Below are 13,215 nucleotides of genomic sequence, written 5' to 3'. Positions count from 1 at the left end.
TGAGTTCTCAAGGAACGGTCGCTTCCTTTGTACTCACCCTCTCGGGCTTTCCTCCGGGCTTCCCTTCGGTCTTGCGTTTCCGACTCTATCAGATCTTTTCTCGACCCGATTTCCTCGGTGCTTTCCAGGTTTCCGCTTTCGCGTTTCCCTTTCCGGCGGTTCCGACTCTACCAGATCCTTTCGGGCCTGATTCCCAGTCAGCGGGGTTTGCCTTCGCGGCTGTTGGGCCGTTCCGACGTCCCCAACCCTAGCGCGCCCTCTCGGCGATTCTCAAATCGAAGCAGTTCGGCGTCGATCAGATCGTCGAGTCCCCATTCGAATTGAATTCGGGCGTGCCGAATCAACCCCGTCGGGAAGGTCGAGCTGGTGGTTTGGATGCCGCTGCTGCGGCGGAAGTGCTGTCGAAGAACCGTTACGGCTCCGCGGCAACCCGAAGAACTCTACGGATCCGGCATGGGGCTGTCAAGCGACCCCTGTCAAGATCTTTTCGGTGCGGGCGTCATTCCAGGTCGGTGAGGCGCCCGCCGGCATCCGGTTGGGCGTGCTCGACCCGGCGCAGCAGACGCGTGAGCACTTCGCCCAGCGCCGTTCGCTCGTCGGGGGTCAGGTCCTGGAGCAGGTCCTCCTCGAAGACCGACGCCAGGCGCATCGCCTCCAGCCACTTCTCTCGCCCCTCCGATGTCAGTTCCACGATGACGCGTACGCGGTTCGACTCGTCTCGCTCACGGGTCACCAGAGACTCGGCGACCATGCGGTCGATCCGGTGGGTCATCGCGGCCGGGGTGAGGCCGAGGCGCTTGGCGAGGTCGCTGGGGCCCAGGCGGTAGGGGGCTCCCGAGAGGACGAGGGCCTTGAGGACCTCCCACTCCGCGTTGCTGATGCCGAGGGCCGCGGTCTGACGGCCGTAGGCGACGTTCATGCGGCGGTTCAGGCGGGAGAGGGCCGAGACGATCTGTTCGACCTGGGGGTCGAGGTCCTGGAACTCGCGCTGGTACGCGGCGATCTGCTCTTCGAGGGTCGGCTCGCTGGGGCCGGGGGTGTCGCCCATGTGCGCAGTATCGCACGGCCCTTCTTTGCCTTGAAGTCCTTGGATCTGTACTCTTTAGCTTCGAACTTTAGTTTCGAAGTCTTCACTCCTAACTTGTGAGAGAGGTGAACGTGACCAGGGCGATGGGCGCAGCGATGCGCCGGATTCACGTGGGTAACGCACTCAGCGCGTTCGGGCTCGGCTTCACGGTCCCGTACCTGTACGTCTATGTGGCGCAGGTGCGAGGGCTGGGGGCCATGACGGCGGGTCTCGTACTCGCCGTCTTCGCTGTGGCCGCGCTGATGGTGCTGCCGTTCGCCGGGCGGGCCATCGTCCGGCGCGGCCCGCTGCCGGTGTTGCTCGTCGCCCTGGTCACCGCCGCCCTGGGAGCGCTCAGCCTGGGGATCGCGAGCAGCGCGGCGGCCGTGCTGGTGTCGGCCTCGCTGCTGGGTGCGGGACAGGCCGTGATGCAGCCGGCACTCGCGACGATGATCGTGGACTGCTCGTCCGCGGAGACCCGGTCGCGCGCCTTCGCCATGCAGTTCTTCCTGCAGAACCTCGGACTCGGCGTCGGTGGCCTCATCGGCGGGCACCTCGTCGACACGACGAGCGCGGCCTCCTTCACGCTGCTCTTCGCGATCGAGGCGGCGATGTTCCTGCTGCTGGTCGTGGTGATGGTGACCGTGCGGATGCCGCACGCGCCGCGGATCGAGGGGGCCCCCACGGCATCGGGCCTGAGCGGCTGGAAGCAGCTGCTGGGCAACCGGGCCATGGTGCAGCTGTGCGTACTGGGCTTCGTGCTGTTCTTCGCCTGCTACGGGCAGTTCGAGTCGGGGCTGAGTGCGTACGGGGTCGAGGCCGCCGGGATCTCGACCTCCGCGCTGGGGACGGCGCTGGCCGCCAACACGCTGATGATCGTCGTGGCGCAGTTCGCCGTGCTGCGGTTCGTGGAGCGGCGCCGGCGGTCGCGGGTGATCGCCGCCGTGGGTCTGATCTGGGCCGTGGCGTGGGCCGTCGCCGGGTACGCGGGGCTGGGGCACGGGAGCCAGGAGATGGCGACGGCCGCGTTCGTGTCGACGTACGCGCTGTTCGGACTGGGGGAGGCGATGCTGTCGCCGACCGTGGCCCCGCTGGTCGCGGATCTGGCGCCGGAGGGCATGGCCGGGCAGTACAACTCCGCGTTCGCCCTGGTCAAGCAGCTCGCGCTGGCCGTCGGGCCTGCGGTGGGCGGGCCGCTGGGGGCCTCGCTGCACGCGCCGTACATCGTGGCGTTCCTGGTGTTCTCGCTGGGGATCACCGTCCTGGCCGTGCGGTTGGGGCGGCAGCTGACCGATGTGCAGGATCAGCCGTGGCTCGGCAAGAGCCGGGTCGTGGCGCGGGGTGGGGCGCCCGTTTCCGCCGACGTCTGATCCGCGGTCCGGTCACGTCGGCCGGGTGCGTGGCAGGGCGAACTCGCACCACACCGCCTTGCCACCGCCCGGTGTGCGACGGGAGCCCCAGTTCGACGCGATCGTGGCGACGATGGCGATGCCCCGGCCCGATTCGTCGCCCGGTTCCGCGCGACGGCGTCTGGGGAGGTGGTCGTCGCCGTCGGTGACCTCGATGATCAGGCGTCTGTCCGTGCGACGCAGACGCAGTCTCATCGGCGGGGTGCCGTGCTGGAGGGAGTTCGCGACCAGTTCGCTGGTGGCCAGGACGCCCAGGTCGTGCAGGTCGGCGGGAAAACGCCAGCTGGTCAGGACGCCGGAGGCGAAGGCACGCGCGCGGGGGGCCGCTTCCACGCCGCCCAGCAGCTCCAGGGCGGCGTTGCGGAAGAGCTCGCTGTCCGGGCCGCTGCGCGCGGGGTGCTGGAGGACCAGAACGGCCACGTCGTCGTCGTGGTCGGGGGTCACTCCCGCGGAGCGGACCAGGCGGTCGCAGACGACCTGGGGGGTGCCGGTGGCTCCGGCCAGGGCGCGTTCCAGGGCGGCGATGCCCTCGTCCAGGTCCGCGTCGCGGCGCTCGACCAGGCCGTCCGTGTAGAGGACGGCCGTGGAGCCGGGGGCGAGGGGGATCGAGCCCGAGGTGTGCATCCAGCCACCGGTGCCGAGCGGGGGGCCGGTGGGTTCGTCGGCGCGCAGGACCGTGCCGTTCTCGTCGCGGACGAGGATGGGGAGGTGGCCCGCCGAGGAGTAGACCAGCTTGCCCTCGTTCGGGTCGTGGATGGCGTACGCGCACGTGGCGATCTGGTTGGCGTCGATCTCGGCTGCCAGGCCGTCCAGGAGCTGGAGGACCTCGTGCGGGGGGAGGTCGAGGCGGGCGTAGGCGCGGACCGCCGTGCGGAGCTGGCCCATGACCGCCGCCGCGCGCACGCCCCGGCCCATGACGTCACCGATGACCAGCGCCGTGCGGCCGCCGCCGAGGGTGATGACGTCGTACCAGTCACCGCCGACGGCCGCCTCCGTGCCGCCCGGGTGATACGTGGCCGCGATGCGCAGGTCGTCCGGCTCTTCGAGCTCCTGGGGGAGCAGGGACCGCTGGAGGGTGACCGCCGTTTCGCGCTGGCGGCGTTCGCTGGCGCGCAGGCGTTCGGCCGCTTCGGCGTGGTCGGTGACGTCGGTGGCGAAGACGAGGACACCCCGGCCGTCGCTGCCGCTCTTGCCGTCGCCCTGGGCGATGGGGGTGCAGGTGAAGGTGTAGGAGCGGCCGTCGGGGGCCTTGCGGGACTTGACCGTGCGCGACTTGCCGCTGCGCTGGACCTGGTCCAGGAGAGGGAAGAGGCCGAGAGCGTCCAGCTCGGGGAGGGCCTCGCGGGCGCGTTCGCCCAGGGGGCGTACGCCGAAGGCGCTCGTGTAGGCGTCGTTGACGTAGGCGATGCGGTGGTCGGGGCCGTGGACCAGGGCGACGAGGGACGGGACGCGGTCGAGAACCTCACGCACCCGCAGTTCGTCGACGGCGGGAACGGTCGGTGTCTCGTCGGTCGGTTGTTCGGCACGGGCGGCGGGTACGGACCCTTCCCCCCGCCGGTCCGGGGAGGCCGTCTGCTCGGTCCGCGCTGCGGCGCGGCGCTGCGTTCCGGGGAGCCGGGCGCTCCAGCGCGTGAAGTTCACGAATCCTTGCCTCGTGTAGTGGTCGGCGGCCGGTACCGGAACCGGCCGGGGCCCCGGGGGGCCCGCGCCGGGGCGAGTGGTGGCATGCCCGCGGTGGTGGACCAGTCTGGCAGTGCGCGGACCGGACCGACATCCGTCAGACGCCGGGTCGGCCGGTGGAGTTCCTGGGTCCGGTCAGGACGACCCCTTCGGGTTGTGCGGGGGGTCGTGAGAAGGCTTTCCACCGGCCGCGAGTTCGAACTCCGCCCGGGGGTGTTCGAGTGAACCCAGGGAGACGATCTCCCGTTTGAACAGGCCGGCCAGGGCCCATTCGGCGAGCACGCGCGCCTTGCGGTTGAAGGTGGGCACACGGCTGAGGTGGTAGGCGCGGTGCATGAACCAGGCGGGGTAGCCCTTGAGCTTGCGTCCGTAGACGTGGGCGACGCCTTGGTGCAGGCCCAGGGAGGCGACCGACCCGGCGTAGGCGTGCGCGTACGTGTCCAGGGGCTCGCCGCGCAGCGTGTGCACGATGTTGTCGGCGAGGACCTTGGCCTGGCGGACCGCGTGCTGGGCGTTGGGCGCGCACTCGCGGCCCGGTTCTGTCCCGGTGCGCCCGGCGGTGACGTCCGGGACGGCGGCGGCGTCTCCGGCTGCCCACGCGTGCGTGGTGCCCTCGACCGACAGTTCCGGCGTGCACTTCAGGCGTCCTCGGCCGTTGCGGGGCAGGTCGGAGGCGGCGAGCACCGGGTGGGGCTTCACGCCGGCCGTCCAGACGACCGTACGGGTGGGGAAGCGGGCGCCGTCGCTGAGGACGGCGACCCGGTCGGCGCAGGACTCCAGGCGGGTCTCCAGGCGGACGTCGATATTGCGGCGGCGCAGTTCGGTGACGGTGTAGCGGCCCATCTCCTCGCCGACCTCGGGCAGGATGCGGTCCGAGGCCTCGACGAGGATCCACTTCATGTCCTCGGGCCGGACGTTGTGGTAGTAGCGCGCGGCGTAGCGGGCCATGTCCTCCAACTCGCCGAGTGCCTCCACACCGGCGAAGCCGCCGCCCACGAAGACGAAGGTGAGGGCCGCGTCGCGGATCGCGGGGTCGCGGGTGGAGGAGGCGATGTCCATCTGCTCGATGACGTGATTGCGCAGGCCGATGGCCTCCTCCACCGTCTTGAAGCCGATGCCGTGGTCGGCGAGGCCGGGGACCGGCAGGGTGCGCGAGACGGAGCCGGGGGCCAGGACGAGGTGGTCGTAGGACAGCCGCTGCCCGCCGGTGCCCTCCTCCCCGGTGGCGAGGGTGGTGACGGTGACGGCGCGTTCGGCGTGGTCGACGGCGGTGGCCTCGCCGATCAGGATCCGGCACCGGCCGAGGACGCGGCGCAGCGGGACGACGACGTGGCGCGGTGAGATGGCACCGGCGGCGGCCTCGGGGAGGAACGGCTGGTAGGTCATGTACGGGTCCGGGGTGACGACCGTGATCTCCACCTCGCCCCGGTCCAGCTCCCGTTTCAGTCTGCGCTGCAGGCGCAGGGCCGTGTACATCCCGACGTAGCCGCCACCGACAACGAGAATGCGCGCACGTTCCTTCACCATCCCATGACGCACCCGTCGCTTGAGTTTGTCCACAGCCTCGACGAATTGTGTGACCGGAGCGGGCGCGGGCGTCGAGTTGGCCCGATTAGCGACCTGCGGTGCATTCGCGCAGCTCAGGAGGGGTGGCGCGAGGGGCGCGCGGGGGCACATTCGGGACGTATGCGGCCCGTACTCCGATCGGTGGGCGCTCCGTGCGGAACCTGCCCCTTCTGAATTGACTCCCTCTCAACTATGTTCGTGTGTCGACGGGGTGTAGGGGGAAGCGCTCACCGGGGTCCGCGACGGGCGGACCGCGGGACCGGGGCGGTTCCCCGTCCCGTCATCGAATGGCGGGGAGTCTCCGGGGGGAGACGTCATTACCGGGGGAATGCTTATGCATGTTCAGGACTCTCATTGGTCGCCCGCGTCCGCTGTCGCGGCGGGCGGCATGACGATGAGCGCGGCGGGCAACGGGCGCGACGTGTCGCGGACGACGCCGCTGCGCGTGGACGCACAGCGCAATCTGGAGCACGTGCTGCGTGCGGCGCGTGAGGTCTTCGGCGAACTGGGGTACGGCGCGCCGATGGAGGACGTGGCGCGGCGAGCGCGGGTCGGCGTGGGCACGGTGTACCGGCGGTTCCCGAGCAAGGACGTCCTGGTGCGCCGGATAGCCGAGGAGGAGACCTCCCGGCTGACCGACCAGGCGCGTGCCGCGCTCGGACAGGAGGACGAGCCGTGGTCGGCGCTGTCGCGCTTCCTGCGGACGTCGGTGGCCTCCGGCGCCGGGCGGCTGCTGCCGCCGCGGGTGCTGCGGGTCTCGGTCGAGGACGGCGCGGCCGGCCCGCGGGTGCCGCAGCAGCGGACCCAGCCGGGTGGGACGGAGCTGCGACTGGTGCCGGACCAGCCGGTCGCGGTCGCCTCGGCACCAGCGGTCACGGCCGAGGACGACGCCGGGACGTCGGCGCTGCTCGAGGTCGTGGGCCAGCTCGTGGACCGGGCGCGTGCGGCCGGTGAGCTGCGCGCGGACGTGTCGGTGGCGGACGTGCTGCTGGTGATCGCCACAGCCGCGCCCTCGCTGCCGGACGCGGCGCAGCAGGCGGCCGCGTCGGCCCGGCTGCTGGACATCCTGCTGGAGGGTCTGCGTTCGCGACCGGCGTGAGCCGCCGGGAGCCCGGGCTGATCCGGCCCGGGCTGATCCGACCCGGGCCGGGCCGGAGCTACGGGCCGGGCCGGGCCGGAGCTATGGGCCGGGCCGGAGCTATGGGCCGGGCCGGGACCTCCGGCCCCGGAGCGAGGAGGGACTCTTCCCCGAACGAGTGATGACTAGTACTTCCGTGCGGTAAGTCCCCACGGATGAGTGATGGTCCGAACTCCGGGGGTCTGACCAAAAGCCAATATGGCACGCTGACCCGGTGGTTGGACGAGTTGGGCGGCTGCCGGGGGCTTTCCGCGATGAGCGTTGACGGGCGGGACGAGCCGAGCGGTAGCGGCAACGGCGACGCCACAGCCGGCGGGCCGGTCCCCCCGCAGGTGCCGAGTCAGGGCGGACGCGCGAGCGAGCCGCCCGGCGGGCACCCTGCCGACGGCTCGGTCCCGGCCCAGCGCGACCGCCGCGAGGACGGTGTCCTGCCGCCGCCGCGCGCGCAGCCGCCGTCCGACGCCGACCTCATCGACCGGATGCGCTCGGGCGACGACACGGCGTACGAGGAGCTGTACCGGCGCCATGCGCAGGCCGTGCGCCGCTATGCCCGCACCTGCTGCCGCGACGCCCACACCGCGGACGACCTGACCGCCGAGGTCTTCGCCCGCATGCTCCAGGCGGTCCGCGGCGGGGCGGGCCCCGCGCACGCCGTACGCGCCTATCTGCTCACCTCCGTCCGGCGGGTCGCCGCCTCCTGGACGAGGTCGGCACGGCGCGAGCAGCTCGTCGACGACTTCGCGGTGTTCGCCGCCCAGTCCGCACACGCGTCCGACGCGTCCGACGCCGACACGCTCGGACTGGGCGCCGACGTACAGGCGATGCACGCGGCCGAGCAGTCCATGGCCATGCGGGCGTTCCGGTCGCTGCCCGAGCGGTGGCAGGCCGTGCTGTGGCACACCGAGATCGAGGACGAGTCGCCCAGCGAGGTCGCCACACTGTTCGGGCTGGACGCCAACGGCACCCGCGTGCTCGCCAGCCGGGCCCGCGAGGGCCTCAAGCAGGCCTACCTCCAGGCCCACGTCAGCGCCGCGCTCACCGGCGACGAGGAGTGCGCGCGCTACGCCGACCAGCTCGGCACCTACGCCCGCGGCCGGCTGCGCACCCGGGCCGAGCGGGGGCTGCGGGGGCATCTGGACGAGTGCGCGAAATGCCGGCTGGCCGCGCTGCAGATCGAGGAAGTGGCCGGCGGCATCCCGGCCGTCGTGCCGGTCGCGGTCATCGGCTGGTTCGGGGCCGCCGGGTATGCGAAGGCGGCCGGGCTCATCGCCGGGGGTGCGGGAGCGGCCGGTGCGGCGGGCGCGGCGGGCGGTGGCTCGGCCGGTGGGGCAGGCGCGGCGGGCGGTGGCGGGGGTGCGGCGGGCGGTGGCTCGGCCGGTGGCTCGGCCGGTGGGGCAGGCGCGGCGGGCGGTGGCGGGGCCGGCGGGGGTGCGGCGGCCTCCGAGGGGCTCGGCGCACCGGTGAAAGCCGGCATCGCGGCCGGTGTGATCGCCGTCGGTGTGGTGGCGGCCGTGGTGATGGCACTGGTCGGCGACGACAAGCCGAAGGAGCAGGCGGAGTCCGCTCCCTCCTCCCCGCCGCCGTCGTCGGTCGTACGCACCGGCGAGCCCACGCCCTCCCCCTCGCCGCCGGAAGCCGGTCCGCGACCACGGCCGCCGGGGATCGTGCCCGCGCGCGCCGCAACGCCCACACCGGCGCCCGACCCGCGGACCAGCCCGAGTCGTGAACATGCCCCGGCCTCACCCCCCGACCCGACGCGCGAGCCCGCTCCTCCCCCGTCCGCGTCCCCCCGGCCGGTACCGCCCTCGGCCCCCACGCCGGACTCTCCTCCCCCGACGCTCCCGCCCGCCCCCGCCGTCCACCAGTGGAGCGGCCTGTCGTACGACATCGACGGCGACGGTACGAAGCCCGAGATGCGGATCGGCTCGAGCAACCGGGTCTGGAAGCGGTCCGGCCTGTCGATCGGCGACCGGCGGTACGCCCACGGCGTCACCGTGCACGGCCGCTCCTCCGTCACCATCGACCTCAACCACTCCTGCTCGTCGTACGACGCGCTCGTCGGGGTGGACGACATGACGCTGCGGCTCGGCAAGGTGTACTTCTCCGTCTACGCCGACGGGGTCCGGCTGTGGCGCTCCCCGCTGGTCGAGGGCGGTGACGCGGCCGTGCCCGTGCGGGTGGACCTCACCGGCCGCAGCACGGTCCGGCTGGTGGTGGAACCGCGCAGCTCCCTCGACGAGCTGATGCCGGTGGACTGGGCGGAGTCCAGGTTCACCTGCCGCTGGCTGTATTGACCTGGAGCGTTGTTCACACGGCTGATGGGTGGGTGGCCGCCGAGGCTCAGGAGGCCCGGCCGGTGACGTACGCGCCGCGCGCCTCGTCCAGCTCGATCAGGACGTCGTCGGCGGTGAGGGCCGTGCCCCGGGCGCGCTCCGCCCGGCAGCGGGAACTCCCCAGGGCGTCACGCACGACCGCCTCGACCCGCTCCACCTGAGAGCGCTCCGGCATGGAGCGCGGCCGGCCGGACCGCCAGTGGTCACCGGTGCCGAGCAGCCGGGCCGCGCGCGGGAGGTCGCCGAGGTCGGCCAGCACGCCCGCAGCGCCCTCCACGACCACGGCCCGGATCACCTCCGAGCACCGCTTGTGCACGGCTTCGCGCAGGGCTCCGCTCAGCTTGGGCAGGGCTGAGCGCGGGCCGGACTCCCGCGCCGTGATCAGGGCGTCGAGCAGGAGCAGCATCACCAGGAACTGGGGCGGCGGTGTGCCGGGGGTCGTGTTCGCACAGGCCTCGTCACACCACGCACGCGCCCGGTCGACGTGCCCGTCCTCGAACGCCATCTGGGTGCGCATCAGCAGGATGTACGCCTTGGAGTCCCGTACGCCGTACCGCTCCGCGGCGGCGGTGGCCTCGTCCAGCAGCGCCAGCGCCGTCACCCGCTCCCCGGCGCGGTAGGCGATCTCGCCCAGCCGAGCGATGAGGAAGGGCGACTCGGCGTAGGCGCCCACCTCGTAGGCGAGGCGCAGCGCCTCGTCGTACTCCCCCTTGGCGTCCTCGAAGCGACCGCGCGCCATGGCGAGCTCACCGGCCGCGCCGCACACCTGGGCACGCAGCCAGCGGTCGCCCGCGCGGCGGCTGAGGACCCGCAGCTCCGCGAGGTCGTCGTCGACACCCTCCAGGCCACCGGGTCCGTCGACGACCGTATGCGCACGGAACATCAGGGCGACGGAGATCTCCCAGTCACCGCCGTGCGCACGGCAGTTGGCGACGGCGGCGTCCAGGACGGTCCGGATTTCGTCCGGGTCGCCCAGGAAGGCGGAGAGGATCGGGCAGACGAGCCCCGGGACACGGGCCACGTGCGGGCCGCCCCTCTCGAAGTGGGCGCGCACCCTGTCCATGTACGGCCGCTGCTCGTCGGCGAACGTCTCCATGGGCTCGGCCTCGGTCAGGAAGAACAGATGCAGCATGCGCACATCCATCCGCAGGTCGCGCAGTGGATGCCCCGCCTCCCCGTCCGGCGCGTCGAGGAAGTGCTCGATGTGGCCGGGCAGTTCCGGCTCGTCGTCGGCCGGCACACGGCCCGTGAGGTCGAGGGCCACGCCCAGCCTCAGTGTCCGCTCCAGCCACTCCAGGCCTTCGTGACGGTAGTTGCGCAGCCAGCAGAACCAGCCCATGGCGAGGGCGAGGGCAGCGGCCTCCTCCTCGTCCCCGGCGGTGAGGGACCGGTCGAAAGCGGCGCGGATGTTGTCCAGCTCGGTCTCCAGACGGAGGATCCACGGCAGTTGTGCCGCGGAGCGCAGCAGCGGATCGGCCCGCTCGGCGAGCGCACGCGCCCAGGCGCGGTGCCGGAGCTCGGCGGTGGCGCGCGCCCGGGGGACGTCGGCGGCCCGCTCGACGGCGTACTCGTGGATGGTCTCCAGCATCCGGTACCGCATGCCGGAGGTGCCGTCGTCGGCGTCGGGGGCCGCCACGACGAGGGACTTGTCGACGAGCGCCCCGATCAGCTCGGCGGCGGGCCCGGAGCACACCGCCTCGGCCGCCGCGAGGTCCCAGCCGCCCGCGAACACCGACACCTCGCGCAGCATCGTCCGCTCGGCGTCGTCGAGCAGGTCCCACGACCAGTCGACGACGGCCCGCAGGGTCTGCTGGCGGGGCAGGACGGTACGGCTTCCGGAGGTGAGGAGGCGGAAGCGGTCGTCGAGCCGGTCGGCGATCTGCCGGGGGGTGAGCAGCCGGAGCCGGGCGGCCGCCAGTTCGATGGCGAGCGGCAGCCCGTCCAGCCGCCGGCAGATCTCCGCGACCGCCCGCTCGTCGCGGACGACGGCGTCCGCCGCGTCGGGACGGACGGCGGCGGCGCGCTCCGCGAACAGCCGGCGGGCGTGGTCCGGAGGCAGGGGTTCGACCGGGCGCACCGACTCGCCGGGCACGCCCAGGGGTTCACGGCTGGTGGCCAGGATGGTGAGCTCGGGGCAGCGGGTGAGGAGGGTCTCGGCGAGGTGGGCTGCGGCGCCGATGACATGCTCGCAGTTGTCGAGGATCAGGAGCAGGCTGCGCTGGGCGCAGTACTCGACGAGCAGGGCGACGGGGTCGTCCTGCACGGCGGTGAGCTCGCCGGCCATCAGCAGGGTCTCGCGCAGACCGAGCGCACTGACCACCGCTCCCGGCACCGCCTCCGGCCGGTCGAGCGGGGCGAGCTCGGCCAGCCGTGCCTGCGGGTGCCCGGCGGCGGCCTCCTCGGCGAGGCGGGTCTTGCCGGAGCCGCCCGGTCCGGTGAGCGTGACGAGCCGGGCCCTGTGCATCTCGGAACGGATGGCGTCGATCTCGGGTTCCCGGCCGACGAAGGAGGTCAGACGGGGACGGAGGGCCCCGGGGCGCATGCCCTCGCGCACCGGTGGGGCGGGCGGGGCCTTGCCGTCCCGCGGCCCGGAATCGAGCAGCTCGGTGTGGAGGGCGCGCAGTCGGGGCCCGGGGTCGGCGCCGAGGCCTTCGGCCAGACAGCGGCGGGCGGTCTCGTACGCGGCGAGGGCGTCGGCGGCCCGGCCGGTGTCCCGCAGGGCCTGGATCAGCAGGGCGTGCAGCGGCTCGTCGTACGGGTGTACCGCGGTCAGTTCCCGCAGCTCCGGCACGACCTCCGGCACGCGGCCGAGCCGTATCCGCGCCTCCACCCTGGACCGGATCGCCTCCAGGCGCCTCGCCTCCGGGCGGGCGGCGGCGGCACGGTCGGGCAGGTCGGCGAGGGCGGGTCCGCGCCACAGGGCGAGGGCGGCGTCGAGGTGGCGTTCCGAGAGGGCGGGATCGTTGCCGGTGAGGGCGTCGGTGCCCTGCTGGACGAGCCGTTCGAAGACGAAGAGGTCGATGTCGTCCTGGTCGGCCGCGAGTCGGTAACCGCCCGTCTCGGAGATGACGGCGTCCTTCCCGAGGGCCCTGCGGAGCCGGCCGATGAGGGCCTGGAGAGCGGCGGGGGCGTCCTGGGGCGGCTCGTCCGCCCAGACCTCGTCGATGAGCGTCTGAGGGGTGGCGACACGGGAGGGCCGCAGGGCGAGGGCGGTGAGCAGCGCGCGGAGCCGGGGGCCTCCGACGGGTATGACCGCGCCACGCTCGTCCTCTGCCGTGGTGACACCCAGGATTCTGTACCGCACGGGGTCATTGTCGCCCGGGCGGGGACGAGAGCCGCGGGGTTTTCGGTACGGGGCGTTGCGGGTGCCTGGGTGCGCGGGGCTGTCGCCGGTGCGGGGTGGGCCCGCAACCCGCTCGGCGCTGTCGCCGGTGCGGGGTGGGCCCGAAACCCGGGTAGCGGGGTACCGCCGCGCCGCCACCCTCCCCGTGCGTGCCCGGGGGCAGGCGGAGCGGCCACCGCCGCCGGACAGCGCGAGGGGACATGCCGGGGTGCCCGCCCGCAGCGGTCGGCGGGTCGACGGACCGTCGGCGACATCGCAGCCGCCGGACGACACGGCGTGACATGCCGGGGGTATCCGCCCACAGCGGTCGACGGACCGGCAGCGGAATTCGCAGCCACCGGACAACGCGAGGGAACGTGCCGGGAGGGTCCGCCCACCGCGGTCGCCGGAACGACGGACCGTCAGCGAAGTCGCAGCCACCGGACAACGCGAGGCACGTGCCGGGATGCCCGCCCGCAGCGGTCGGCGGATCGGCGGACCGTCCGTCGATACGGCACCCCATCGCGCCGTTGCCGAGGCCGGGTGACACCCACGCGGCCCCGGCCCACCCACCGGTATCGGTCGCGCACGCGCGCACCCTCATGGCTCCAGCGCGGACCCACGTGGAGGCGGACGCGGACGTGGGCGCAGACGTGGGCACGCACAGGGGCACAGACACAGACACGGGCGCGGACGTGGGC

The 13,215-nt window shown here is 73.1% G+C and carries 7 protein-coding genes; 3 read left to right on the top strand and 4 right to left on the bottom strand.

Features of this window, described 5'->3' with window-relative positions:
• Positions 1–499 precede the first annotated feature (499 nt).
• Positions 500–1,048 carry a MarR family winged helix-turn-helix transcriptional regulator gene (locus tag ABTX62_RS02420; RefSeq protein ID WP_283974858.1) on the bottom strand — a complete coding sequence of 183 codons (549 nt, stop codon included), beginning with the start codon at positions 1,046–1,048 and terminating at the stop codon, positions 500–502.
• 122 nt (positions 1,049–1,170) lie between these two features.
• On the opposite strand from ABTX62_RS02420, the gene ABTX62_RS02415 reads away from it, so the two are divergent.
• Positions 1,171–2,436, top strand: a complete 1,266-nt coding sequence (locus ABTX62_RS02415) for an MFS transporter (protein ID WP_352114424.1) — start codon at positions 1,171–1,173, stop codon at positions 2,434–2,436.
• Positions 2,437–2,448: 12 nt separating this feature from the next.
• On the opposite strand, the gene ABTX62_RS02410 is transcribed toward ABTX62_RS02415, so the two are convergent.
• Positions 2,449–4,116, bottom strand: a complete 1,668-nt coding sequence (locus ABTX62_RS02410) for an ATP-binding SpoIIE family protein phosphatase (protein ID WP_352114402.1) — start codon at positions 4,114–4,116, stop codon at positions 2,449–2,451.
• 174 nt (positions 4,117–4,290) lie between these two features.
• A complete protein-coding gene (locus ABTX62_RS02405; protein WP_352114401.1) occupies positions 4,291–5,682 on the bottom strand; it encodes an NAD(P)/FAD-dependent oxidoreductase in 1,392 nt (463 codons plus the stop codon).
• 373 nt (positions 5,683–6,055) lie between these two features.
• Here ABTX62_RS02405 and ABTX62_RS02400 point away from each other — a divergent pair, with 373 nt between their 5' ends.
• Positions 6,056–6,820 (top strand): TetR/AcrR family transcriptional regulator, encoded by a 765-nt coding sequence (locus ABTX62_RS02400; protein ID WP_352114400.1) that lies wholly within the window; start codon positions 6,056–6,058, stop codon positions 6,818–6,820.
• 293 nt (positions 6,821–7,113) lie between these two features.
• Positions 7,114–9,153 carry a sigma-70 family RNA polymerase sigma factor gene (locus tag ABTX62_RS02395; protein WP_352114399.1) on the top strand — a complete coding sequence of 680 codons (2,040 nt, stop codon included), beginning with the start codon at positions 7,114–7,116 and terminating at the stop codon, positions 9,151–9,153.
• A 46-nt stretch (positions 9,154–9,199) separates the two neighbouring features.
• Here the strand turns inward: ABTX62_RS02395 and ABTX62_RS02390 are convergent, their stop codons facing one another.
• On the bottom strand, positions 9,200–12,496 hold the full coding sequence (locus ABTX62_RS02390) for an AfsR/SARP family transcriptional regulator (protein WP_352114398.1): 3,297 nt from the start codon (positions 12,494–12,496) through the stop codon (positions 9,200–9,202).
• Positions 12,497–13,215 lie beyond the last annotated feature (719 nt).

This window comes from Streptomyces sp. NPDC096046, assembly GCF_040303285.1.
GTDB lineage: Bacteria > Actinomycetota > Actinomycetes > Streptomycetales > Streptomycetaceae > Streptomyces.
This window is presented reverse-complemented; position numbering and strand designations above follow the sequence as displayed.

What these genes read in the sequence shown, in the direction of transcription:
- ABTX62_RS02415 (WP_352114424.1), top strand. Translation starts at nt 1,171, where the DNA reads ATGGGCGCAGCGATGCGCCGGATTCACGTGGGTAACGCACTCAGCGCG.
- ABTX62_RS02420 (WP_283974858.1), bottom strand. Translation starts at nt 1,048, where the DNA reads ATGGGCGACACCCCCGGCCCCAGCGAGCCGACCCTCGAAGAGCAGATC.
- ABTX62_RS02400 (WP_352114400.1), top strand. Translation starts at nt 6,056, where the DNA reads ATGCATGTTCAGGACTCTCATTGGTCGCCCGCGTCCGCTGTCGCGGCG.
- ABTX62_RS02405 (WP_352114401.1), bottom strand. Translation starts at nt 5,682, where the DNA reads ATGGTGAAGGAACGTGCGCGCATTCTCGTTGTCGGTGGCGGCTACGTC.
- ABTX62_RS02395 (WP_352114399.1), top strand. Translation starts at nt 7,114, where the DNA reads ATGAGCGTTGACGGGCGGGACGAGCCGAGCGGTAGCGGCAACGGCGAC.